We start from the raw sequence: 23652 nt of genomic DNA, 5'->3' as shown, positions 1-23652 counted from the left end.
CCAGGACCCGCGAGCACCACGCGGGGGCGGGGCGTCTACCTGTTGACCCTCTCCTTGAGTTCTTTTCCCGCCTTGAAGAAGGGTACCCGTTTGGATTCTATGTAGATCGATTCGCCGGACTTGGGGTTGCGGCCCACGCGGCCGTCGCGCTCCTTGACCTTGAAGCTGCCGAAGCCCCGTATTTCTATCTTTTCGCCCTTTGCCAGGCTTTCGGTCATGCTCCCGAAGAGCGTGTCCACGATGACCTCGATGTCCTTGCGCGAGAAATTCTCAACCTTGGAGGATACCGCCTCGATAAGTTCGCTTTTGGTCATAAGACCCCTCCTGCTTGATTAAGAACCGTACCTGCCGTGGCGAAGGCGGCTTGCCGGGACCTGCGAAGCCTCGTACGGCTTCTTCCCCCCTCTTCTTCAAGAAGACTCCAAACAAGAACAAGTCGCCCGGCCCTCGAAGTGTGAGAAGATCGTGCTCTCAGGGTCGCTCGCAAGGGATGCGTCCGGCGTCCCCACCGGCGGTGACGGTCGGCCGGTCCCGGGCCGGCGCGGTTCAGCCGACGCCGAAGGAGTTGTGGCGGCCCATGAGGTAGAGGATGCGGAGGCCTCCGCCGCCGAAGCCGAGGTAGCGGGCGAGAGCCGAGGCGCCGTCGCCGAGCAGGGCCCGCCACAGACCGCCGAGACGGCGGTCGGGGTAGATGACGGACGGCTCGCCGGAGATTCCGGCGAGCTCGGAGCCGAGCCTTACGGCGTCGCTCAGGTTTCCGAGCCTGTCCACAAGGCCCAGGGCCTTTGCCTGGAGTCCTGAAAAGATGCGGCCGTCGGCGAGCTTTTCCACCTCGGCCCGCTCAAGTCCCCTGCCCTCGGCCACGGCGTCGACGAACTGGCTATGCACGTCGTCGACCACGGCCTGGAGCAGCCTCTTCTCCTCGTCGGTCATCTCGCGGACCGGCGAGCCCGCGTCCTTGAAGGGGCCGCTCTTGATGACGACCCCCTTGAGGCCGATCCTGGCGAGCAGCTCCCTGGCGTTGACGAACTCGATTATGACGCCGATGCTGCCCGTTATGGTGCCGGGATTGGCGACGATCATGTGGGCCGCCGAGGCGATGTAGTAGCCGCCCGAAGCGGCGAGCGCCCCCATGGAGGCGACGACCTTCTTTTTCTGCTTGAGCTTCTGGACCTCGCGGTGTATCTCCTGTGAGGGGCCCACGCCTCCGCCCGGCGAGTTTATCCTCAGGACCACGGCCTTCACGTCGTCGCGCCTTGCGAGCTCACCGAGGAGCCTCGTCGTCTCCGTAGAGTCGGCTATGAGCCCCTCGATTGTCACGACGGCGACCTTGTCTCCGAAGCCGCCCTCGCCGCCGGTGACGACCGCCACGAGTACGGACAGCACGAGCAGCGCCACGAAGGCGGCGCCCACCGCGGCCAGCAGGTTCTTGACGAATCCGGGCTTTCTCATCGTCGGCTACGCCGGGTCCGCAGCGCAGGTGCGCACCGGGGGACGGCTCCCTTAGGACTCGGCGTCTTCCTCCCCGGCCGCCTCCGTCTCGGCCTCGGCCTGCTCCTGCTCGGGCTCGACGAGCACGTCGCGTATGCTCAGGGCGATCTTCCTGTCCAGCGGGGCCACGTTGAGGACCTCGACCGCCACGTGGTCGCCCACCTTGATGTCGCCGCACTGCTGCCTGCCCCTGTTGAGCTCGGAGACGTGAACGAGCCCCTCGAGGCCGTCCTCGATCTCGACGAAGGCCCCGAAGTCGGCCAGGCCCGTGACTACGCCTTCGACGATCATGCCGGGTCTGTAGCGCTCCTCGACACCTTCCCAGGGATTGGCCTCCACGGCCTTGGTGCTCAGCGAAAAGCGCTCGGCGTCGCGGTCTATGTTGAGCACCATGGCCTCCACCTCCTGGCCCTTGGTGAAGAGCTCCGAGGGGTGCTTGACCTTCTTCCACGAGAGGTCGGAGATGTGGATGAGGCCGTCAATACCCTCCTCCACGCCCACGAAGACGCCGAAATCGGTGATGTTCTTGACCACACCCCTCACTATGGAGCCCTTGGGGTACTTGCGCACGATCTCGTCCCAGGGGTTGGGCTCCACCTGCTTCAGTCCCAGCGATATGCGCCTGTTCGCGGCGTCTATGTTGAGGATCATGACCTCCACGCGGTCCCCGGGTTTGAGTTTCTGCGAGGGATGGCGGATCTTGGTCCACGACATCTCGGAGATGTGGACGAGACCCTCGAGCCCCTCCTCGAGCTCCACGAAGGCGCCGTAGTCGGTGATGTTGACGACCCGTCCCTCCACGCGGTCTCCGACGCTGTACTTTTCGTCGACCGTGAGCCAGGGGTCTGGCATGGTCTGCTTAAGCCCCAGCGATATCTTCTCGTCCTCGCGGTTGAACTTGAGGACCTTCACGTTCACCTCGTCGCCGACGCTCAGTATGTTGGAGGGGTGGGTTATCTTGCCCCACGACATGTCGGTCAGGTGTATGAGGCCGTCTATGCCGCCCAGGTCCACGAAGGCGCCGTAGTCGGTGATGTTCTTGACCACACCCTTCATGATCATGCCCTCCTCGAGCTTCGAGAGCGTTTCGGCGCGCAGCCTCTCGCGCTCCTCCTCGAGTATCTTGCGGCGCGAGACGATGACGTTGTTCTTGCGGCGGCTGTACTTGAGTATCCTGAACTCGAACCTCTTGCCTATGTAGTCGTCGGGGTTTCTGACGGGCTTGAGGTCCACCTGCGAGTTGGGCAGGAAGGCGGTGACGCCGTCGATGTCCACGTAGAAACCGCCCTTTATTTTCTGAGAGATGACGCCCTCTATGTTCTCTCCCTTGTCGAAGCGCTCGACTATCTCGTCCCAGACCTTGAGCTGATCGGCCTTGGTCTTGGAGAGCACGGCGAAACCGTTCTCGTCCTCCCACTTCAGGAGCAGGACCTTGATCTCGTCGCCCTCCTTGATGGTGGGCTTGCCGTCGGGCCCCTTGAACTCGTCGAGACGCACCCGTCCCTCCGACTTGGAGCCGATGTCGACCATGACCGTATCGTCCAATATCTGAATAACCCTTCCGGTTACGACATCGCCGACCTTTATCTCCTGGACGCTGCTCTCGAAGAGCTTTGCAAAATTGGTCTCAAGGCCCTCTCCCTGAGACTTCTCCTCGTCAACCATCATCAAGTCAATCCCCCTGATTTGTTGTTTATATCTGTCACGATACCACAGTAGCAGGCAAAGTGCAAATCAATTAAGAGACTTTTTTTTCAAGGAAAGTAACGGTTTGTACCCTTACCGTCCTCCGGCGCCGATGGAGGCGATCCTGTCGACGACCTCCCTGATTATCCACTGGGGCGTGGAGGCGCCGGCCGTCACCCCCACCTTTCCGGCGCCCTCGATCCAGCGGGGCTCGATCTCGGAGGCGACCTCTATGTGATGGGTGGACGGCCGGATGGAGCGGCACACCTCGGCCAGGCGCCTGGTGTTCGCGCTGTTGCGCCCGCCCACGACGAACATGCAGTCCACCTCACGGGCTATCTCGATGCTCTCGCGCTGGCGCACGCTCGTGGCGTCGCATATGGTGTTGTAGACCTTGATCTCCTGTGCCAGGGCCAGGCACCGGCCCGTCACCTCTACGAGCTTCGTGTGCGGGACCGTGGTCTGGGCCACGATGCCGATCTTCTTTTTCCGCGCCATGCCGTCGAGATCCCCGGCGGAGCCTGCCACCATGATATCGCCGCCGCCGTAGCTGACGAGCCCCTTGACCTCGGGGTGCTCCTTCTCTCCCACTATGACGACGAAGTAGCCCTCCCCCGAGAGCGAGGAGACGAGGGCCTGGGCCTTCTTGACGAAGGGGCAGGTGGCGTCGAGCACCTCGAGCCCCTTGGACGAGGCGGCCTTGAGGTCTTCGTAGGTGACGCCGTGGCTTCTTATTATGACGGTGCCGCCCTCTATCTCGCCGACGCTCGACTTCACGCGCACCCCCATCTCTTCCATCCTCTTCACGACCTGTGGGTTGTGTATTATCGGCCCCAGCGTATATATCTCGCCGTCGCCGAGGGCGGAGCGTTTCTCGGCGAGGTTTATGGCCCGCTTCACGCCGAAGCAGAAGCCCGAGGCCCTTGCCACTATTATCTCCAAGACGGCCGTCCTTTCTCTATAACTTCGATCATCTTCGCCACGACGGCCTCGGCGTCGATGGCGGTGGTGTCCAGGAGCACGGCGTCGTCGGCCTTGAGAAGCGGGGCGTCGGCGCGGGAGGCGTCCCTTGCGTCGCGCTCCATTATGGCGGCCCTCACGCTGTCGAGGTCCGGGGCGGCGTCCTTTCCGGCCATCTCCGCGTGTCTTCTCCTGGCGCGTTCGGCCGGGTCGGCCGTGAGAAAGAACTTGAAGTCCGCGTGGGGCAGCACGACGGTGCCTATGTCGCGTCCCTCCATGACCACCCCGCCGCCGGAGGCGATGCGGCGAAAGAGCGCCGTGAGCATGCGGCGCACGGGCGCCCTGGCCGATGTCTTCGAGGCGAGCTCTCCCACGTGGTGTTCGCGGATCCTGGAGGAGAAGTCCTCGCCGTTTACGAACGTCTTGCCGCTGCGGCCGTCGTAGGTGATGTCGAGGCCTTCACAGAAGGCCTCGAGCGCCGCGTCGTCGTCGATGTCGACGGCCGCATCGGCGGCGGCGACGGCGACGGCCCTGTACATGGCCCCCGTGTCCACGTAGTCGAGGCCGAGGCGCCGGGCAAGGAGCGAACTCGTCGTGCTCTTGCCCACGCCGCTCGGGCCGTCGACGGCTATGACGGGCCTTTTTTTACCGGTCACGTCCGTCAGCCCCCAATCTCTTCGAGCAGGTCGAAGAAGCCCGGGAAGGATACGTCGGCGCAGTCCGCGTCGTCGATTGTCACGCCGCCGGGGCTTGCCAGACCGGCGACGGCCATGGCCATGGCCACGCGGTGGTCGCCGCGGCTGTCGATGCGGGCGTGTCCGAGGGCGCCGCGCCCTGAGCCCACGCCCTCGATCACCAGTCCGTCGCTGCGCTCTTCCACCTTTACGCCGAGGGAGGAGAGCGCCGAGGCCATGACGGCTATCCTGTCGCTCTCCTTCACGCGAAGCTCGGAAGCGCCGCTTATGACGGTCACCCCCTCGGCCAGGGCCGCGGCCACACATATGACGGGGAACTCGTCGATGGCGGGCAGCAGCTCGGCGCCGCCTATGGCGGCGCCGTGAAGCTTCGATGTCCTTGCGCGTATGGAGGCCGAGGGCTCGAAGCCCTCATCGCGCAGCTCCGATGTCTCGATACGGGCTCCCATCTTCCCCAGTATGTCGAGGATGCCGGTGCGCGTGGGGTTTACGCCCACATTCCTTACGAGAAGGTCCGAGCCCGGCGTGATCAGCGCGGCTACGAGCAGGAAGGCGGCCGAGGATATGTCTCCCGGCACCGTCACTTCGCAGCCCGTAAGCTCCCGCCCTCCCCTCACCCTCACGGTGAGGCCGTCGACTTCGATGTCGGCGCCGAAGCGCGCGAGGAAGCGTTCGGTGTGGTCGCGGCTCTTCATGGGCTCGGTTACGGCCGTGACGCCTTCGGCCGTGAGGCCGGCCAGGAGCAGCGAGCTTTTGAGCTGGGCGCTGGCCACGGGTGCGGCGTACTCCATGCCCCTGAGGGGGCGGCCGCTTACGGCCAGGGGCAGCAGCTCCCCTCCCCGCCGTCCCTCTATGGCCGCGCCCATGGAGCGCAGCGGCGTCACCACCCGTCCCATGGGACGGCGCCGGAGCGAGGCGTCGCCCGTGATGACCGAGAAGAAGTGCTGGCCGGCGAGAAGGCCGGTGAGGAGCCGCGCCGTGGTGCCGGAGTTGCCGGCGTCTATGACGTCGCCGGGCTCGGCGAGACCGCGGAGGCCCACGCCCCCGACGGTGAGCCTTCCACCGCCCTCGCGCCTGAAGCGAACGCCCATGGCCTCGAAGGCGCGCAGCGTGCTCATGTTGTCCCGGCCCTCGAGGAAGTTCTCGACGACCGTCTCGCCGGTTGCGATGGAGCCGAGGAGCACGGCCCTGTGGGAGATGGACTTGTCGCCCGGAACGCTCACCTCGCCGCGAAGAGGCCCGGCGGCGGTCACCGTGACTGCGCCGGAGTTCGTACCCGCCCCCTTCGTCATACGGCCCCGGGGCGCTCGCCCCTGACGAGCGAGTCCCTTATGGACTTGGCCCGCTCGAAGTCCTCCCTCAGGGCCTTGAGGTCGCCTTTCTCTATGAGTTCTTCCATGGACTCGATGCGTTTCTTGAAGCTTCCGAGCATGTCGAGTATGAAGTCGCGGTTCATGGCGCATATGTCGCTCCACATCTCCGGGGAGCTCGATGCGATGCGCGTGAAGTCGCGGAATCCGCCGGCCGAGTAGCTTAAGATGTCCTCCTCGTAACGCTCCACGTCGGCCACCGTGTTGACCAGCGAGTACGCGATGATATGGGGCAGGTGGCTTATGGCCGCCAGGGCGCGGTCATGGGTGACGGGGTCCATGATGACCACCACCGAGCCCATCTCGGTCCAGAGGGCCTGTATCTTGCCGAGCGCATGCTGCGAGGTCCTCTCCGTGGGCGTGAGTATGCACTTTCGGTCCTTGAAGAGCTCGGGGAAGGCGGCCCCGACGCCCGAGTGCTCGGTGCCGGCTATGGGGTGGCCCGGCACGAAGTACGTCCCCTCGGGAAGCTCGTCTTCCACGTCGTCGATTATGGCCCGCTTTACGCTGCCCACGTCGGTGACTATGGCGCCGCGCTTGAGCGAGCCTGCAAGGCGCTTGATGACGGGCACGACCTTGAGAACCGGCACGGCCACGACCACGAGGTCCGCGTCCCTGACGCCGTCCTCGATGTTGTGGGTGAAGGTATCGACGGCGCCGAGCTCAACCGCCTTTTCGAGGTTTTCGAGTCCCCGTCCCACACCGACGATGGAGCCGGCCATGCCCTTTTGCTTCATGGCCATGGCCATGGAGCCTCCGATGAGTCCCACGCCGATGATGGTCACCTTTTCGAAGAAGACCTTGCCGTCCGTCATATCAACAAAACCTTTCCGGGTCTTTTTGCGCGCCGGCCGGGCATCTTCCGGCCCCCGGCATCCCCTGAAACAGTCAGATGGTCCTGTCCACGCTTTCGGCGACGCGCCGCAGCTCGCCCACGAGGGCGGCGAACTTCGAGGGCTTGAGCGACTGCGCGCCGTCGCACATGGCCGCCTCCGGCTCCGAGTGCACCTCGATGAGGAGTCCGTCGGCTCCGACGGCCACGGCCGCCCTGGCGAGCGGGGCCACGAGCTCCCACTTTCCCGTGGCGTGGCTCGGGTCGATAAAGACGGGCAGGTGGGTCTCGGCCTTGAGCACGGGCACGGCGCTCAGGTCGAGGGTGTTGCGCGTGGCCGTTTCGAAGGTCCTTATGCCGCGCTCGCAGAGTATGATGTCGCGGTTGCCCTGGGAAGCTATGTATTCGGCCGCCATGAGGAACTCCTTGATGGTGGCCGACAGCCCTCGCTTGAGGAGCACCGGTTTTCCGAGCTTTCCCACCTCGGTGAGGAGCCTGAAATTCTGCATGTTTCGGGCGCCGATCTGCACTATATCGACGTAGCGCTCGAAGAGTCCCGTATCACGCGGGTCGAGGAGCTCGCTCACTATGGGGAGGCCCGTCTCCTTTCTGGCCTCGGCGAGTAGTTCGAGCCCTTCGACACCGAGCCCCTGGAAGTCGTAAGGGGAGGTCCTGGGCTTGAAGGCGCCGCCTCGCAGAAGCCGCGCTCCCGCCTCCTTGACGCCCCGGGCCGTGTCAAGGAGCCTTTCACGGCTTTCCACGCTGCAGGGACCGGCGATGATCTGCACCTGCCGCCCCCCTATGGTGACGCCGTCCACCTCTATGATGGTGGGCTCGCTCTTGAACTCGCGGCTTACGAGCTTGAAGGGTTTCAGTATGGGCATGACCTTCTCAACACCCGGAAAGACCTCCATGGGGAGGTTGGTCAGGGCCGACTCGTCGCCAATGGCGCCTATGATGGTCCGCTCCTTGCCCTTCGACAAGTGAACGGCCAGACCCGCCTCCTTGATCTTCTCGATGATGTGGTCCACCTGTTCCTCGGTCGCGTCTTTCTTCAAGACGATAATCATCTCCACCCCCTGCCCTTATCTCTTCGCCTGCCTGAAACGCCGTAGCGCAGACCCTGGCCGCCGCCCGTTGACGGGTGTTCGGCGCCGGGTCAGCCCCGACAGGTTCAACCGCCCTCTTTCCCCATCTCCTTCAAAATTCAAAAAAAAAGGAACCTGCGTGAGAGGAAGTTGAGGGCCGCTTTGCCTGCCGGCGGCGCAACGACGCCCAACAAGATTCATCGTTTTTTCTTTGCTTACTTTCTTTTTTCAAAAAAAGAAAGTAAGCGGGTGTTCGGCGCCGGGTCGGCCCGCGCCGGACGGGGTTGTTACGCCCTTGCGGCCCGACCCGGCACCAAACACCCCAAAAAACGAGCCCCATCGCCGGAAAAGGACGCCCTCCCACGCGCGACCAACTCACCCCCGACAGATTCAAACGCCCTCTTTTCCCCCTCTCCTTCAAAATCCAAAAAAAGGAACCCGCGTGAGAGGAAGTTGAGGGCCGCTTTGCCTGCCGGCGGCGCAACGACGCCCAACAAGATTCATCGTTTTTTCTTTGCTTACTTTCTTTTTTTCAAAAAAGAAAGTAAGCGGTGGTTTTCGGCTTTTGTGCCGACGTTGACCCTTATGTATTCGCCGAGGCCGTATCCGCCCATGGGTCTCACTATGATACCCTCCCGCAGCAGCTCTTCATAGAGACGCTTGCCGTCGCCGACTTTTATGAGAAAGAAGTTGGCTTCAGTGGGGACCGTTTCAAGGCCGAGCTCGGCGAGTCCCGCAAAGAGGTATTGGAGGCCATCGGCGTTTGCCCGCCGTGAACGCTCGACGAAGTCCCTGTCGTCGAGGGCGGCGCAGGCGGCGGCCTGGGCCACGGAATTCACGTTGAAGGGCTGTCGCACACGCTCGACAAGGGAGACGATCTCCTCGGGCGCGGCCCCGTAGCCGACGCGGAGACCGGCAAGGCCGTATATCTTGGAGAAAGTGCGCAGCACCACGACGGCCCTCTCTTTTATGTAGCGAAGCGAGTCGGGATAGTCCGGGCTTCGCACGTACTCGTAATAGGCCTCGTCGATACAGACCACGACACCGGGGGGCACCCGCTCCATGAAGGCGTCGAGGGCCGCGGCCGTGACGATTGTGCCCGTAGGGTTGTTGGGGTTTGCGATGAAGACGAGCCTCGTGCGGCCGGTCAGGGCGCGGGCCATGGCGTCGAGGTCGATGGTCATCTCCCTCAGCCCCACCCGCACGGCCGCGCCGCCCGCAGCCTGGGTCACCAGCGGGTAGACGGCGAAGCTTGGATCGGCCATGAGGACCTCGTCTCCGGGTCTCACGAAGGTCCTGACGAGCAGCTCTATGATCTCGTTGGAGCCGTTGCCGACCATGATGTTGCCGGTCTCGACGCCGAGGTGGGCGGCGAGCCTGCGCTTGAGATAGAAGCATGAACCGTCGGGATAGCGGTGCGCCTCCCTCACGGCCCGCGCCGCGGCCTCGATGGCCCTGGGCGACGGCCCTAACGGATTCTCGTTGCTCGCAAGCTTGATGGAGCCGCTTATGCCGAGCTCGCGCTCCAGCTCCTCGATGGGCTTCCCCGGCGGATAGGGCACGAGCGAGGCTATGTAGTCGGGCACGGGCAGTTTAAGCCTGTCTTTGGTATCGGTGATCATCATACACCCGCCGCTTGAAATCCGATTAAGGTGCGATTGCTTGCCTGTTCCGTCACCGGGGCCGCGGCGAAGATCAGTATGAGCAGTGGCCGCGAGCCCACGGCCCTGCCGCTCCCGGCAATGACGAATCAGGCGGACATTTCATAAGGTAGTACATCAACAAAGGGCGCCAATACCCTGCTGTCATACGCTTTTCGGGTAGGAGCCGAGATGTTTCAGGAACGAGCACATGCCTTCGAGCTCGCTCACGGCCTCGCTTATGTCCCCGTCGGTTATGTGACCGTCGAGGTCGAGGAAGAATACGTACTGCCAGGACTTGCGTTTCATGGGCCTGGACTCTATCTTCGTCAGGTTTATGCCCCGCGTGGCGAAGGGCTGGAGCATCCTGTAGAGGGCGCCCGGCGTGTCCTTCGTTGCGAACATGAGCGAGGTCTTGTCCATGCCCGTGCGTCTCGGCGAGTCGTTCTTGCCGATGACGAGGAACCGGGTCAGGTTGTCGGCCTGGTCCTCTATGGCGCGCTCGACGATCTTGAGGTCGTAGAGCGCGGCCGCCGCCTCGCTCGCAATGGCCGCCGCCGACTCGTCCTCCGAGGCCAGTTGGGCGGCCATGGCGGTGCTCGACACCTCCGCCACGGCGGCGTCGGCGAGATGCTCCTTGAGCCACTTCCTGCACTGGGCTATGGCGTGCGGGTGGGAGAGGACCTTTGTGATCTCCCCGAGGCGGCCCGACCTGTTCATGAGCGCAAGGGAGACCTCGATGAGTATCTCGGCGCAGATCTTGAGGCTCGAGGTGACGAACATCTCGAGGGTGTGGGTCACCACCCCCTCGGTGGTGTTCTCGATCGGCACCACTCCGTAGTCGGCGCGTCCGCGCTCCACGTCGTCGAAGATGTCGGCGATGTCCTTCTTGGGCACGAACTCGCCCATGAGGCCGAAGTGCTGCATGCAGGCCTGGTGGGTGAACGTGGCGGGCGGGCCGAGAAAGGCCACCTTGAGCTGTTTTTCCAGGGATATGGAGCCGCTTATGATCTCGCGGAAGACGTTGCGAAGCGCCTTGTTGGGAAAGGGCCCCTTGTTGCGCTCCATGAGGCGGCGGTAGATCTCGCGCTCACGGTCGGGGGCGTAGACGTCGCGCTTCTGCTCGTGCTTTATCTTCCCAATCTCTATGGCGCAGGCGGCGCGCCTGTTGAGAAGATCGAGGATCTCGCAGTCTATCCCGTCTATCTCTGTTCTGAGCTCATCGAGCCTGTGGATGCTTTTCACGACGCCGGATTTCACCTTTAACTCTGGAGGGTTATGATATTACTTTTTTCCGTTCAAATCAACACCATTTGTTCGCCGCCGTTTTTTTCAACCCTGCGGCTCGCTGAAGGAACCCATGCGGCGGAATTTTTCGTAGCGCTCTTCGACGAGCCTTGCCGGCTCCAGAGCCCGAAGCTCGTCGAGGCTCTCCATGAGGGCGAGCTTGAGGTTCGCCGCCGCCTCGTCGTGGTCGCGGTGTGCGCCGCCGAGCGGCTCGGCCACTATCCTGTCTATCACCCCGAGTTCCAGGAGGTCTTTGGCCGTGAGCCTCAGGGCCCTGGCGGCCGCCTCGGCCTTGGAGCCGTCCTTCCACAGTATGGCGGCGCACCCCTCGGGCGAGATGACCGAGTAGGTCGAGAACTCGAGCATGAGCACCCTGTCGGCAACGCCTATTGCCAGGGCCCCGCCGCTGCCGCCCTCGCCGATGACGGCGCTCACGACGGGAACCCGCAGGCCGCTCATGGTCAGCAGGTTGGAGGCGATGGCCTCGCTCTGGCCGCGCTCCTCGGCGCCTATGCCGGGGTATGCGCCGGGCGTGTCGATGAAGGTTATGACGGGCCTCGAGAAGCGGTCGGCCAGCTCCATCAGGCGGCGGGCCTTGCGGTAGCCCTCAGGATGGGGCATGCCGAAGTTGCGGTAGACCTTCTCCTTCGTGTTGCGCCCCTTCTGCTCCCCGATGACGACCACCGGGGCGCCGTCGAGCCTTGCAAGCCCCCCCACCACGGCGTGGTCGTCCATGAAGCAGCGGTCGCCGTGGAGCTCCACGAAGTCCTCGAAGATGCGCTCTATGTAGTCGAGGGTGTAGGGCCTCGCCGGGTGGCGGGCCACCTGGGTTATCTGCCAGGGCGTGAGGCTCGAGTACGTATCCTTGAGGAGTTTTCGGTGCTTTTTGACGAGTTTTTTTATCTCGTCGCTGTCGGCCTTGCGGTCCTCGGGACCGAAGTAGCCGAGGGCCTCGAGCCTTTCCTCGATCTCGGCCACGGCCTTCTCGAAATCCAGAACGTGCTTGTAGGTCATTATTGCCCCTCGGCGATCAGGCGAGCTTGACCTCGCTCGCGCCGACCAGCTTTCTTATCTTGGCGAAGGTCTTTTCGACCGGGCTTATGGCGAGGTCCATGGGAAGCCTCAGGACCTGTTCGCGGCGGCCCGGTCCCACCAGGTGGAGGAAGACCGGCGAGCGGCCGGGGTTGGCCTCGATGAGCTCTCTGAGCTTTACGAGCTTTGCGCGGTCGAGCCCCTCGGTAGGCAGGACGATGTGGGTCTTTTTTACCTCAATGTCGGCGGCCCGGTCAAGGGGCGTTATCTCCGCGGCTATCATCTTGACCGACGGCTCCTTGCCGTCGGTCCCCTCGGCGACCTCCACCTTGCCGGTGACCACCACGGGCTCTCCCCCCTCGAGGACCTCCCTGGCTCTTGCGTAGACGTCGGAGAAGACGACGACCTCGCAACTGCCGGCCATGTCGTCTATGGTGACGAAGGCCATGCGGTCGCCCTTCTTGGTGGTGGTCTCGCGCACGGCCGTGACGACACCTCCTATGGTGGCGGCGGCGCCGCCACGCTCCTTTATCGAGCGCGTCGTATCGGTCGTCGCCCTCTTGAGCTCCTCCGTGCGGCTTTCGAGGGGGTGGGACGAGAAGTAGAAGCCCAGCGACTCCTTTTCGTTGGCCAGCAGCTCTTCGAGCGGCCATTCGTCGACCTCCACGGCCCTGAAGGAGCGTTCCGCCGTCGCGGCGGCGCCGCCGAGCATGTCGAATATGGAGCCCTGGCCGGCGGCCCTGTCGCGCTGCACGCCCTGGGCCACCTCCATGGCGGCGTCGAGCGAGGCGGCGAGCGAGGCCCGGTTCGCGCCGAGCCCGTCCATGGCGCCGCACTTCACGAGACTTTCGACGACCTTCTTGTTGACCTTGCGCGTGTCGACGCGGCTGAGGAAGTCCACGAGCGAGGTGAAGGGCCCCTCGCTGCGGGCCCGGACGATCTCCTCGATGGCCCCCCGGCCCACGTTCTTCACGGCGCCGAGGCCGAAACGTATCTTTCCGTCCTCGACGGTGAAGTCGAGCATGCTGCGGTTTATGTCGGGCGCCAGGACCTCGATGCCCGACTCGCGGCACTCGCCCGTGTAGAGGACCACCTTGTCGGTCCTGTCGCGCTCGGAGCTGAGGAGGGCGGCCATGAACTCGACGGGATAGTGGGCTTTGAGCCAGGCCGTCTGGTAGGAGATGAGGGCGTAGGCGGCGCTGTGGCTCTTGTTGAATCCGTAGCCCGCGAAGTGGGCCATGAGATCGAATATCTTCTCGGCGGTGCGCGGGTCGATCCCGTTCTTCTCCGCTCCCTTGAGGAACCTCTCGCGCTCGGCGATCATCACGTGGTCGAGCTTCTTGCCCATGGCCTTTCGCAGCTTGTCGGCATCACCCGGCGTGTAGCCGGCCAGCGTCTTGGCTATCTCCATGACCTGCTCCTGGTAGACCATGACGCCGTAGGTGCTCTCCAGTATGGGTTCGAGCTCGTCGAGTTCGTAGACTATGGGGGTGCGGCCGTGCTTTCGCATGATGAAGTCGTCGACCATGCCGCTCTGGAGCGGCCCGGGCCGGTAGAGCGCCACGGCGGCCGTCAAGTCCTCGAAGCTGCCGGGCCGCATCTTGCGAAGCAGCTCCTTCATGCCCGAGCTCTCGAACTGGAAGACGCCGTTGGTGTTGCCCGATGCCACGAGGGCGTAGGTCCGGGCGTCGTCGAGGGGGAGGTCCTCGAGCGAGAGGTCGACGCCGCGGCTGCGGCGTATCTCCTTTACGGCCCTGTCCATGACGGTGAGTGTTTTGAGCCCCAGGAAGTCGAACTTGACGAGCCCGATGGCCTCCACGTCCTTCATGGCGTACTGGGTGGTCACCACATCGTCCTTCTGCCCCTTGTAGAGCGGGAGGTACTCCACGAGCGGGCGGTTGGATATGACGACACCGGCGGCATGGGTGGAGGCGTGGCGCGGCAGGCCCTCGAGCGCCCTGGCCGCCTCGATGAGCTCGGCCACGCGGGCGTCGGAGTCGATGAGCTCCTTGAGTCTCGGCTCCTCGTCCACGGCCTTGTCGATGGTTATGTCGAGGCGGTCGGGCACGAGTTTCGCTATCCTGTCGACCTCGCCGTAGCTCATGTCCAGCGCCCTGCCCACGTCGCGTATGACGGCCCTGGCCTTCATCTGTCCGAAGGTGATTATCTGTGTTACGTTCTCGGAGCCGTACTTTTCGGTCACGTAGCGGATGACCTCGTCGCGGCGCTCGTAGCAGAAGTCGACGTCTATGTCGGGCATGCTTATGCGGTCGGGGTTGAGAAAGCGCTCGAAGAGGAGGTTGTTTTTTATGGGGTCGAGGCTGGTTATGCCCAGGGCCCAGGCCACGAGGCTCCCGGCCGCCGAGCCGCGGCCCGGCCCAACGGGGATGTCCCTGCTCCTTGCGTACTCGATGAAGTCCCAGACGATGAGGAAGTACCCTGGAAAGCCCATGCCCTTTATGACCTTGAGCTCCTTTTCGAGACGTTCGAGATAGCTCCAGCGCACGCCCTCCACGTCGGCCCCCTTTGCGGCCATGGCCGCGAACCTCGCCTCAAGGCCCTCCCTCGCCTTCTTTTCGAGCAGCGAGTCGAGGGTCTCGCCTTCGGGCACGGCGAAATCGGGGAGGTGGTAGGTGCCGAGCTCGAGCTCCAGCGAGCAGCGCTCGGCGATCTCGACGGTGTTGGCGAGCGCTTCGGGCACATCGGCGAAGAGCCGGCGCATCTCCTCGGGACTCTTGAAGTAGAACTGGTCGGTGGAAAAGCGCATCCTGTCGGGCGAGTTCACGGTCTTGCCGGTCTGGACGCAGAGCAGTATGTCGTGGAAGCGCGACTCCTCGCGCCGCAGGTAATGGCAGTCGTTGGTGGCCACCAGGGGGAGGCCCAGTTCTCCGGCCAGCTCCACGAGCAGGCGGTTGACCTTTTTCTGCTCCTCGATGCCGTTGTCCTGGAGCTCGAGGAAGAAGCGGCGGTCCGGGAATATCTCCATGTAGCTGCGCGCCGCGGCCTTCGCCCGCCCGCGATCCCCCATGGCCGCCCAGTGGGCGACCTCGCCGTGGAGACAGGCGCTGAGCGCGATGAGCCCCTCGCTGTACTCCCTGAGCAGTTCCTTGTCGATGCGCGGTTTGTAGTAGAAGCCCTCGAGGTAGGCGCGGCTTACGAGCTTGCAGAGGTTCCTGTAGCCCGTGAGGTCCTTGACGAGGAGCACCAGGTGGTAGGTCCCCTCGCCGCGGCCGGCCGAAGGCGACCTGTCCCTGCGGGAGCCGGGGGCCACATAGACCTCGCAGCCGATGATGGGCTTTACGCCGGCCTCGAGGGCCTGCCGGTAGAAGTCGACGGCGCCGAACATGTTGCCGTGGTCCGTGACGGCCACGGCCGGCATCTTGAACTCCCGCGCCAGTTCGAAGAGCCGCTCCGGCCTTATGGCCCCGTCGAGCAGGCTGTAATGGGTGTGGAGATGGAGGTGTACGAAGTCGGCGTGCTGCATGGCGGAGAATGATAACACGTCGCGGGCGATTTTGGTAGTCTTCTGTGAGCCGGAAAAAGACCGGGGAAACTCCGGATTCGTATGTTCGGCGGTAGCCGGGAGGTTCGGCCCGCGCCAGGCGGGATCTTTTACGCCTTTGCGGCCCGAACCTCCCGGCCACCGCCCCCATGCGGCGGGCGCGGTCAAGATATCCCCTTCAAAGACTTTTAAGGGAAGCTCTGATCAATTCCCTGCGGATCATCCCGATCTTGCTTGCAAGACCGGGATGATCCGCAGGGCGTTAAAGGTTCCCTCAGTGGAATGAACCGGAAATTCCCTGAAGCGCTGTGTAAGGAAGTGACTTTGAAGGGGTCTGCGGGAGGTTGGATGTTACCGGCCGGCGCTGCAGGCGGGACAGTAGCCGTAGATCTCGAGTTTGTGGTTTATGACCTCGAAGCCCGCGTTGCGTGCGATCTCGTCCTGGATGTCCTCTATCTTCTGGTCGTGGAACTCCACTATCTTGAGGCACTTGACGCATATTATGTGGTCGTGGTGGCCGTCCTTGGGGATGTTCTCGTAGCGCGTCTGGTTGTCGCCGAAGTGCCGGGCGATGGCGAGCCCCGAGTCGACGAGCAGCTTCATGGTCCTGTAGACCGTGGCGTAGCCGATGGACGGGTTCTTGCGCCGCACCTTCTTGAGCAGCTCGTCTATGCTGATGTGGGTGTTGGTCTTGAAGAAGGTCTGAGCGATGAAGTCACGCTGGGAAGTGGATTTGAGTCCCTCTCTCTCAAGGTAGCGCTTGAGGGTCTCCATCTTCTCGGAAGGCGTCAATGTCAACGATCCTGATAGCCCTGATAGCCCGGCAGGGGGAGGAGATTCACGTGCCTGTCACATCCTGTCAACAGAATGGAGCGGGAGACGGGATTCGAACCCGCGACCCCAACCTTGGCAAGGTTGTGCTCTACCAACTGAGCTACTCCCGCACTCTGACTTCAAGGAAGCTGCGATTTACCCCGGGAAATCTTCTTACAAAAAGGTTCCCCCGGTGCAATAAGAGCGTCCCCATCACTGCGTGCGGCCCGAAGGAAAGACCGTACCCAACAGAAAGAAGCCCCTATACAGGCCCCCCCGCACACAAGGAAGCCCATATACAAGGAAGCCCCCCGTACACAAAAGAAGCCCCGGCACCCAAAAGAAGCGCCGGAGAGACAGGGTGGCCCCCCAACACAAGGCCCCCGCGGGAGGGCGTCGAAAGAGGATGATACCATAACCGCCGCCTCTGTCAAGCTATTTTTCAACGGCCGCACGAGGGAACTTACCTGTTGACAGCGCCGAGCGCTTCGTGTTACGTTTTGCAGACCCGCAGCGCGCCGGACCGCGGCGTGCGGCGGACGATAGAGACCAGTGGTGGGCGTAGCTCAAGGGCAGAGCACTGGACTGTGGCTCCAGGGGCTGGGGGTTCGAATCCCCTCGTCCACCCCACACCCCTCCTGAACGGCCGCCACCCATCGAGGAAAGCCCTGTTCCGCAGTCTCCCGGGCAAGGCGCGTCTGGCGGCGCGGATCGGCCGGCTCTCCGGCCCCTCTCTCCCCCCTTTTGTTTGCTCCTCGAGCCGCGTTGGCTTTCATGATCGCCGATGAAACGAGCTCCTTCAGCCCAAGTTAAGGAAACTCTGATTAATTACCTGGGGGAAACTTTCTGTAGAAGGGCCATAGGCCCACGTTTCCCCCAGCCCCCCTTCAAAGACTTTTAATTCCCTGCGGATCATCCCGATTTTGCTCGCAAAATCGGGATGATCCGCAGGGCGTTAAAAGTTTTTGGAAGGAGTCTGAGGGAACCGTGGGTCTGTGACCCTTTACAAAAAGGTTCCCTCAGTGCAATAAATCAGAGTTTCCTCAAGAGTCTTTGAAGGGGGTGTCTTGTCCGCATTAGCTGCCCCGGGGGGGGCGGTCCTCTGGAGGTTCGGGCCGCAAAGGCGTAAAAAATCCCGCCTGGCGCGGGCCGAACCTCCAGAGGACCGCCAAACATCCGAATAACATAGGAGGGGGCTGGGGGAAACGTGAGCCTCTGGCCCTTCTACAGAAAGTTTCCCCCAGGGTAATTCATGGAGGCGCCCGTCTTGCCGCCGGGGGGGGCGAAGGCGAAGGGCGCAAGGAGGCGGAGCCGTGTTGAAGGCTTTAGGTGTTAGTAGGGGGGCGGCCGTCGTGGCCGTACTTTTGTGGATCGGTTCCGCGCAGGCGGCCCGTTCGGACTTTTCGCTGCGTTTCGAGGCGGCCTTCAACGAGGGCGAGGGGTGGCTCATGACCGCGCTGGTCCAGGAGAACCTCCCTGTCGTGGCCGCCGAGGTGGAGGCGCTGGTGGCGGAGGCGCTGGCGCCCGGAACGTCGAGGAGGGATTTCGAGAGGTTCTTTCTCATGGCCGAGCGTATGGCCTCCGAGTTCGCCTACCTCACCGATGACGCCGGGCCACTGGTCAAGGTCCGCACGAGCCGTTTCGACGCCGAGCTCTCCGAGCCGGCAAGGAGCGAGGCCGTCGACGGCGCGCACCTGGTGCGGGCCACCCTGACGGAGAAGGGATTCAAGGTCTTCGCGCCCGACAACATCGTCATCGGGCGGGGAGAGACGGTGCGGTGGGTGAGCGAAGACGGGGCGGAGCACCGGATAGTCTCGGTTCGGACCCACGGCGGCGCGGGAGGGCTCTCGTCGCCGGAGATAGCGCCGGGCGCGGCGTGGGAGCACCGCTTCGACGAGCCCGGCTCCTACTACTACGTCTGCGTCATCCACAGGACGATGTTCGGCAAGGTGACGGTCGAGGAGTAAGGCGGCTCAGGCCTTGCGGACGTATATCTCGGCGGCCATGTCGGGGTCGATGGCCACGGTCGTCTCGTCGACCTGGAGGACGACGGTGGGCTTTTTGCGCAGGAGCTTTATGACGCTGCCCGCCAGTATGCCGATGGAGTTGAGTTTCTTGAACCTGCCCGTGTCGGTGGAGGCGATGAAGACTATCTTGCACCTTGCGCCCACCTCGAAGTCGCTGAGCCTCACCACCAGAGGCGTCATCTCGACGGTGTACTTCTTGCAGCACTCGCCCCGCGGTATGGGCTTTCCGTGCTGGCAGGTGTCGGGGTGGGCGAGGAAGGTGCACACGCTGTCGGTGAGCTCTTCGCTCAGTATGTGTTCGAGCTTGCATGCGTCTTCGTGGGCCACGGGGTCGCGGATGTCGAAGACCTCGGAGAAGAGCCGCTCGGAGAGACGGTGGCGTCTTATGAGTCCGCGGGCCTCGGCCCGGCCCTCGTCGGTGAGCGAGAGCCCGTCGCCGTCGCGCCGGGCGAGGCCGCTGCGCACGACATGGTCGAGCACCTCCCCGGGCTCGGCGTCGTGGGACCTCTCTTCAAAGGCGGCGACGGTGCTCGCGCCGTCCTCGTCGAGTATCCATAGAAGCTGAAGCGCCTCGTCGACCCTCTCCTTGTCGATCATGACCGCCGTTCTCCTTTTCGAAAACCCCGATTCATCCCACCGGCGGAACTGCCGGGTATAAGGTCACCTGCCCCCCGGCCGCCCCGGAATACCCCGTAACGTCAATCAACTCTTGCGGCGCTCTCCGGCAGGCGGCCCGCAAAGGCGTAACAATCCCCGCCTGGCGCGGGCCGCCTGCCGGAGAGCGCCGTTACAGCGAGCCCCCTCCCGAAAGAAGCCCCTACCGAAGCGTTTCAAGGAGCCCCCGATAGGCCCCTGATTCATTGAAGGCGCCTTCCCCCCTCCCCCTCAGACGAGCCCGGGGAAGAGGGCGAGCACCCGGTTCAGCGCCCCGCCGACGAGGAAGGCCAGGGGAAAGACAATGGCAATGATGAGAAGCGCCGTCCTCGTGCCCCTCTCTTTTACTATCATGAAGAAGTTCGCAAGGCAAGGGACGAAGAGCGTTATGGTCACGAGGCTCACCAGGGCCTGTTGCGAGGTCATCTCTCCGTTCTCGAAGAGCATGTAGAGTCCGGCGGCGCCGTAGTCGCGCCTCAGGAATCCCATGATGAAGGCCTCGGTCGCCTTGGCCGGGAGGCCGACGAAGTCGACGACCACGGGCGAGGCGAGTTCTTCTATGATGTCGAGGAGGTTGAGCTTGTCGAGCATGAAGAGTATGAACGTGCCGAGCAGAAACAGCGGCACGGCCTCGCGCAGGTACCATCGCACCCGCCCCAGGGTCTTGAAGAGGACGTTGCGGGCGTTGGGGACCCTTATGGGCGGTATCTCCATGAAGAAGTCGGACCTGTCGCCGGGGATGACCTTTGCGGCGAGGTATCCGGCGACGAACATGACGGCCGCGAGGCTGCCAGCCCAGATGACGGTGGCCGCGAAGGAGAGGCTGCCGAGGATGCCGAGGATGACGCCGAGCTGGGCCGAGCACGGAATGGCCAGGGCCAGCAGGAAGGTCGTTATTATCCTGTCGCGCGGGGACTCGAGTATGCGCGATGTCATGACGGCCATGGTGCCGCAGCCGAAGCCGAGGACCATGGGGAGGACGGCCTTGCCGTTGAGTCCCATGCGGTTGAAGAAGCTGTTGCTCATTATGGCCAGGCGCGGCAGGTAGCCGCTGTCCTCGAGCACGGCGAAGGCGATGAAGAAGGTGGCCGTAATGGGCAGGATGATGGCGATGGCGTAGGTGAGCGCCACGGTGACGAGGCCGTACTCGCCGACGAGCATGTCGCGCAGGAAGGGGACGGGCACGAGCCGGTCGACGACGGCGACGGCCGCCGGGTTCACGTACTCGCCGAATATGGTGGATTCGAAGTAGTCGACGAGCGTGCCGGCGCCGAAGACGCCCACGAACTCGTAGAGGAGGAAGAGGACGGTCAGGAGTATGGGCACCCCCCAGATGTGGTGCATGCAGAGGTCGCCGAAGGCGGCGGCGAGGCCCGACCTGGCGGCCTCTATCCTCTCGGTCACCTCTTCGGCCATGGCCTCGGCGGCCCGTATCCTCGCCTCGCTTATGACGTTTGCCGGCGAAGCCCCGAGCTTCAGGGCGCACTCGTCGCGCAGGGACTCGATGGCGTCGATGACCCTGTCGGCCACGTTGGCCTTGATCCAGGGGCGAAGGGTCCTGTCGCCCGCCAGTATCATGAGGGCGAGGGAGCGGCGCGAGATGGGGGCCCTGGGCAGCAGGGCGGCTATGCGGCCGGCGTACTCCTCGACGAGCGGCGGGTACTTCACCCTCGCCGCGGGACGGCGGGCCGAAGAGACGGCGGCGCGAAGCTCCTTTATGCCCTTGCGCTCCGGGGCGACGGTGGAGACGACGTCGACGCCGAGCAGCTCCGAGAGCCGTTTCTTGTCGACGATTATGCCCTTGTCGCGGGCCTCGTCCTCGATGTTGAGGTCCAGGACCAGGGGCAGCTCCATCTCGGCGAGCTGGAGGGCGAGCAGCAGGGTGCGCTTGACGTTCTTGTAGTCGCCCACCTGGAGCACGCACGAGGGGTTGAGGCTGAGCAGGATGTTGCGCGTGACCTCCTCGTCCTCGCTCATGGGGATGAGACCGTTCACGCCCGGCGTGTCGACGACGAGGTGGCGGGTGCCGCCGAGCGTCATGTTGCCGCGCGAGACCTCGACGGTGGTGCCGGGATAGTTGGAGACGGTGACGTACTTGCCCGTCAGGAGGCCGAAGATGACGCTCTTTCCGACGTTTGCGTTGCCGACGAGTATTACGGTGTCGTCGGCGCCCGTCTCTTCGACGGCGCTATCGGCCGCGTGGCAGTCCATCCTACCTCCATGAAAATGATTCTTTATCTCTCAAAGCTCGTCCAACAGTTTACACCGGCCGAGGGCGCGGGTCAAGAAGAAAATGAAAATTATTTTCAACAAAGGCCCTACGCCGTCCTCCGCGGCGGGTTCTGTTTCAGCCGCCCGGGCTCCCCTCCCCGCCGCTCCCCTCACCCGCCTCGATGCGGTCCTTGAGCATGAGCGCATGGTCCTTTATGCGGTGGTCGCCGGGGTTCAGCCGGAGGTAGCTGACGTACTCGACGAGGGCGTCCTCGAGCTTGCCCTGGAGCTCGAAGGTCCTGGCGAGATACTTCCTCGCCTCCATGCCTATGGGGAAGCGGGTGACGGCCTCGCGCAGATAGCGTTCGCTCTCGGCGAGGTTGCCCTCGCGCAAGCTTATTATGCCGAGGTGGGCGAAGGCCCTGTAGACTATCATGTAGTAGCGGTCGGGCAGCGCGCCGGTGAACTCGCGGGGCGGCGGGAGCTTCTTCCTGTCCGCTATGATGCGGTGGTAAAAACTCCTGGCGGCGCCCAGGTCGCCCGACTCCCTGGCGGCGTCTCCGGCGAGCACCAGCAGCTCGGGGTTGTCCATGTCGCGGGCCAGGGCCGCAAGGAGGTAGTCGAGGGCCTTTTCGTAGTCGCGCTCCTTCATGTACTTTCGCGCCACCTGCAGATAGGTGAAGGAGTCGCTCTCAACGACCTTGCGCACCTCGCCGCCGACCTCGACGTTGGCGAAGACGATGAAGGCAAGGAGCGAAGCCGTCGCCTTGAGCCGGGCCGCCGGTCCCGGAAGCTCCACGAAGCGGGAGATGGCGAAGCCCGAGGTGAGAAAGAGCATGGGAGCCACGGGCAGGCGAAGCCTCGATGAGACGAAGAAGATCACCACCGACACCATGACGGCCAGCGCCGCGGCGGCGATGAAGCGCTCGTCACGGGAGCCGGAGAGCAGTATCCAGGCAAGCCCCATGAGGCCGAGGGGGGCGAGGGCGCCGAAACCCTGGAGCGGGCCGCGCAGCAGGAAGGAGTAGTCGCTGAAGAAGTCGAACTTGTAGATGTTGGTTATCTCGCTGGCGTTCCAGAAGAGGAGTACCTTCCTGGCCAGCAGTTTCAGGGCGTCCGACGGGTTGGAGGCCATGAACTCGAGGGCCCGTCCGGCCCAGTAGTCCGAGGCCTCGGAAGGCAGAAGCTCCCGCCCGGCGGCCTGGGAGGCGAGCCTGCGGGCCGCCGAGTACATGTTGGCGTCGTTGTAGACGGCGAGCTCGGGCGGCAACTGGAAAAGACCGGTGGCCCTGGCGTTGTTGCCGACGTAGAGGTTGAGGCCCGCGGCCGCGCTCACAAGGACCAGGTCCTTGCCGGCCGCGTAGTTGCGCGCCGTGACGGGCGCCACGACGAGCACCACCCCGGCGCACAGGGCGTAGGGCGCCGCCCGCCGCAGAACCGAGGGCCAGCCGTCAGTCAGTATCCAGACGAGATAAAGGGGGGCGAGGATGAGCAGATTGGGCCGCGCAAGGGCCGCGAGGCCGAGAAATACGCCCGCGCCCAGCGCCGAGCGCCAGGACCTCCCCTCTTTGCGGCCCACCATAAGATAGAGCGAGAGGACGAGGAAGAAGACCGACGGCGCTCCCGTCAGCAAAAGCCCCTCGTGGAAGAGGAAGGGCGCGAAGAGCGAGGCCCACAACCCTATGGTTACGGCCACCCACCGGGCATAGAGCCTCTCGGCCGCAAGGTAGATGAAGCCGCAGGCCAGGGCCCCCATGAGGTGCTGGACGAGCTGGACCGCGAGGAAGTTGTCCCTGCCGAAGAGGAGGAAGATAAGCGCCAGGAAATAGTTGTAGAAGGCCCCGCCGCCGAAGGTGAAGACCTCGCGCCCCAGGAAGTCGCCGTCCAGGATCCTGCCGGCCTCGTGGAGATATACGAGCGAATCGCTTATGGGAAAGGAGGTGAAGGGGTTGTCGCCCTGCTGGACCGCGTAAACGCCCCTCACGACGGCGGCGAAGACCGTTATGGACAGAAAGGGCGCAAGCCTCGTCGACAAGAGCTCTCTCAGACTAAAAGTCATCTCGCTGCGGCTCCCCCTCCCACCTCTTCTCCGCGTCGCCTCATCCCTTCGAATGTAGCAAAATCGACCGCCGCGGTCAACGACCTTCAGAAAAGCCCCGAAAAGAGCGGCGCTAAAAAACCTTGACTCACAGCACCTCGATGTTAAAATCTAAGAAAACTCCGATTAATTACGCTGGGGGAAACTTTCTGAAGAAAGTTTCCCCCAGACCCCCTTCAAAGACTTTTAATACGAGTTGGTTTCCCCCTGTTTTGCCAGGCAAAACAGGGGGAAACCAACTCGCGTTAAAAGTTTTTGGAGGGAGT

The 23652-nt window shown here is 63.7% G+C and carries 17 protein-coding genes and 2 tRNA genes; 2 read left to right on the top strand and 17 right to left on the bottom strand.

Annotation, left to right across the window (positions count from 1 at the left end; all coding sequences use genetic code 11):
- Nucleotides 1-35 precede the first annotated feature (35 nt).
- The 14 genes from ENJ37_06890 to ENJ37_06825 all read right to left on the bottom strand — a co-directional run bounded on the left by ENJ37_06890 (nucleotide 36) and on the right by ENJ37_06825 (nucleotide 16527).
- Nucleotides 36-314: an integration host factor subunit beta gene (locus tag ENJ37_06890; GenBank protein HHL40213.1), complete on the bottom strand. Its 279-nt coding sequence runs from the start codon at nucleotides 312-314 to the stop codon at nucleotides 36-38.
- Between the two features lie 232 nt (nucleotides 315-546).
- On the bottom strand, nucleotides 547-1452 hold the full coding sequence (gene sppA / locus ENJ37_06885) for a signal peptide peptidase SppA (protein ID HHL40212.1): 906 nt from the start codon (nucleotides 1450-1452) through the stop codon (nucleotides 547-549).
- Between the two features lie 51 nt (nucleotides 1453-1503).
- Nucleotides 1504-3159, bottom strand: a complete 1656-nt coding sequence (locus tag ENJ37_06880) for a 30S ribosomal protein S1 (protein ID HHL40211.1) — start codon at nucleotides 3157-3159, stop codon at nucleotides 1504-1506.
- Between the two features lie 111 nt (nucleotides 3160-3270).
- Entirely contained in the window at nucleotides 3271-4119 is an 849-nt protein-coding gene (locus ENJ37_06875; protein HHL40210.1) for a 4-hydroxy-3-methylbut-2-enyl diphosphate reductase, read from the bottom strand.
- A complete protein-coding gene (locus tag ENJ37_06870; GenBank protein HHL40209.1) occupies nucleotides 4110-5138 on the bottom strand; it encodes a (d)CMP kinase in 1029 nt (342 codons plus the stop codon). The genes ENJ37_06875 and ENJ37_06870 overlap by 10 nt, the downstream gene beginning before the upstream one ends.
- Nucleotides 4799-6124 carry a 3-phosphoshikimate 1-carboxyvinyltransferase gene (gene aroA / locus ENJ37_06865; protein ID HHL40208.1) on the bottom strand — a complete coding sequence of 442 codons (1326 nt, stop codon included), beginning with the start codon at nucleotides 6122-6124 and terminating at the stop codon, nucleotides 4799-4801. The genes ENJ37_06870 and aroA overlap by 340 nt, the downstream gene beginning before the upstream one ends.
- Nucleotides 6121-7017, bottom strand: a complete 897-nt coding sequence (locus ENJ37_06860; protein HHL40207.1) for a prephenate dehydrogenase/arogenate dehydrogenase family protein — start codon at nucleotides 7015-7017, stop codon at nucleotides 6121-6123. Before ENJ37_06860 ends, aroA begins: the two co-directional genes overlap by 4 nt.
- 73 nt (nucleotides 7018-7090) lie before the next feature.
- Complete coding sequence (aroF, locus tag ENJ37_06855) at nucleotides 7091-8104, bottom strand: 3-deoxy-7-phosphoheptulonate synthase (GenBank protein ID HHL40206.1); 1014 nt, start codon at nucleotides 8102-8104, stop codon at nucleotides 7091-7093.
- Between the two features lie 536 nt (nucleotides 8105-8640).
- The gene (locus tag ENJ37_06850) at nucleotides 8641-9744 is read right to left on the bottom strand and encodes a histidinol-phosphate transaminase (GenBank protein HHL40205.1); all 1104 of its coding nucleotides are present in this window, start codon (nucleotides 9742-9744) and stop codon (nucleotides 8641-8643) included.
- Between the two features lie 183 nt (nucleotides 9745-9927).
- Nucleotides 9928-10998 carry a prephenate dehydratase gene (gene pheA, locus ENJ37_06845; protein HHL40204.1) on the bottom strand — a complete coding sequence of 357 codons (1071 nt, stop codon included), beginning with the start codon at nucleotides 10996-10998 and terminating at the stop codon, nucleotides 9928-9930.
- A gap of 96 nt (nucleotides 10999-11094) precedes the next feature.
- Entirely contained in the window at nucleotides 11095-12063 is a 969-nt protein-coding gene (locus ENJ37_06840; GenBank protein ID HHL40203.1) for an acetyl-CoA carboxylase carboxyltransferase subunit alpha, read from the bottom strand.
- A 16-nt stretch (nucleotides 12064-12079) separates the two neighbouring features.
- Nucleotides 12080-15565 carry a DNA polymerase III subunit alpha gene (locus ENJ37_06835; GenBank protein HHL40202.1) on the bottom strand — a complete coding sequence of 1162 codons (3486 nt, stop codon included), beginning with the start codon at nucleotides 15563-15565 and terminating at the stop codon, nucleotides 12080-12082.
- A 369-nt stretch (nucleotides 15566-15934) separates the two neighbouring features.
- Nucleotides 15935-16357, bottom strand: coding sequence for a transcriptional repressor (locus ENJ37_06830; protein HHL40201.1), 423 nt, complete (start codon nucleotides 16355-16357; stop codon nucleotides 15935-15937).
- Between the two features lie 94 nt (nucleotides 16358-16451).
- Nucleotides 16452-16527: transfer RNA gene (locus tag ENJ37_06825), tRNA-Gly, on the bottom strand.
- A gap of 424 nt (nucleotides 16528-16951) precedes the next feature.
- Between ENJ37_06825 and ENJ37_06820 the strand changes: the two genes are divergently transcribed.
- Together ENJ37_06820 and ENJ37_06815 are read left to right on the top strand one after the other, a co-directional pair.
- A tRNA-His gene (locus tag ENJ37_06820) sits at nucleotides 16952-17026 on the top strand.
- A gap of 722 nt (nucleotides 17027-17748) precedes the next feature.
- Nucleotides 17749-18363 (top strand): hypothetical protein, encoded by a 615-nt coding sequence (locus tag ENJ37_06815; protein ID HHL40200.1) that lies wholly within the window; start codon nucleotides 17749-17751, stop codon nucleotides 18361-18363.
- Between the two features lie 6 nt (nucleotides 18364-18369).
- Here the strand turns inward: ENJ37_06815 and ENJ37_06810 are convergent, their stop codons facing one another.
- The 3 genes from ENJ37_06810 to ENJ37_06800 form a co-directional block, all read right to left on the bottom strand.
- On the bottom strand, nucleotides 18370-19020 hold the full coding sequence (locus ENJ37_06810) for a DtxR family transcriptional regulator (GenBank protein ID HHL40199.1): 651 nt from the start codon (nucleotides 19018-19020) through the stop codon (nucleotides 18370-18372).
- A 288-nt stretch (nucleotides 19021-19308) separates the two neighbouring features.
- A complete protein-coding gene (gene feoB, locus ENJ37_06805) occupies nucleotides 19309-21288 on the bottom strand; it encodes a ferrous iron transport protein B (GenBank protein HHL40198.1) in 1980 nt (659 codons plus the stop codon).
- A gap of 136 nt (nucleotides 21289-21424) precedes the next feature.
- Complete coding sequence (locus ENJ37_06800) at nucleotides 21425-23347, bottom strand: tetratricopeptide repeat protein (GenBank protein HHL40197.1); 1923 nt, start codon at nucleotides 23345-23347, stop codon at nucleotides 21425-21427.
- Between the last annotated feature and the right edge of the window lie 305 nt (nucleotides 23348-23652).

The sequence above is a fragment of the Deltaproteobacteria bacterium genome (genome assembly GCA_011375175.1).
Lineage (GTDB): Bacteria > Desulfobacterota > GWC2-55-46 > GWC2-55-46 > DRME01 > DRME01.
This window is presented reverse-complemented; position numbering and strand designations above follow the sequence as displayed.

Coding starts and splice junctions, on each gene's coding strand:
- ENJ37_06890 (HHL40213.1), bottom strand. CDS start 314: ATGACCAAAAGCGAACTTATCGAGGCGGTATCCTCCAAGGTTGAGAAT.
- sppA (HHL40212.1), bottom strand. CDS start 1,452: ATGAGAAAGCCCGGATTCGTCAAGAACCTGCTGGCCGCGGTGGGCGCC.
- ENJ37_06880 (HHL40211.1), bottom strand. CDS start 3,159: ATGATGGTTGACGAGGAGAAGTCTCAGGGAGAGGGCCTTGAGACCAAT.
- ENJ37_06870 (HHL40209.1), bottom strand. CDS start 5,138: ATGTGTGGCCGCGGCCCTGGCCGAGGGGGTGACCGTCATAAGCGGCGC.
- aroA (HHL40208.1), bottom strand. CDS start 6,124: ATGACGAAGGGGGCGGGTACGAACTCCGGCGCAGTCACGGTGACCGCC.
- ENJ37_06860 (HHL40207.1), bottom strand. CDS start 7,017: ATGACGGACGGCAAGGTCTTCTTCGAAAAGGTGACCATCATCGGCGTG.
- aroF (HHL40206.1), bottom strand. CDS start 8,104: ATGATTATCGTCTTGAAGAAAGACGCGACCGAGGAACAGGTGGACCAC.
- ENJ37_06850 (HHL40205.1), bottom strand. CDS start 9,744: ATGATCACCGATACCAAAGACAGGCTTAAACTGCCCGTGCCCGACTAC.
- ENJ37_06840 (HHL40203.1), bottom strand. CDS start 12,063: ATGACCTACAAGCACGTTCTGGATTTCGAGAAGGCCGTGGCCGAGATC.
- ENJ37_06835 (HHL40202.1), bottom strand. CDS start 15,565: ATGCAGCACGCCGACTTCGTACACCTCCATCTCCACACCCATTACAGC.
- ENJ37_06830 (HHL40201.1), bottom strand. CDS start 16,357: ATGGAGACCCTCAAGCGCTACCTTGAGAGAGAGGGACTCAAATCCACT.
- ENJ37_06810 (HHL40199.1), bottom strand. CDS start 19,020: ATGATCGACAAGGAGAGGGTCGACGAGGCGCTTCAGCTTCTATGGATA.
- feoB (HHL40198.1), bottom strand. CDS start 21,288: ATGGACTGCCACGCGGCCGATAGCGCCGTCGAAGAGACGGGCGCCGAC.
- ENJ37_06800 (HHL40197.1), bottom strand. CDS start 23,347: ATGACTTTTAGTCTGAGAGAGCTCTTGTCGACGAGGCTTGCGCCCTTT.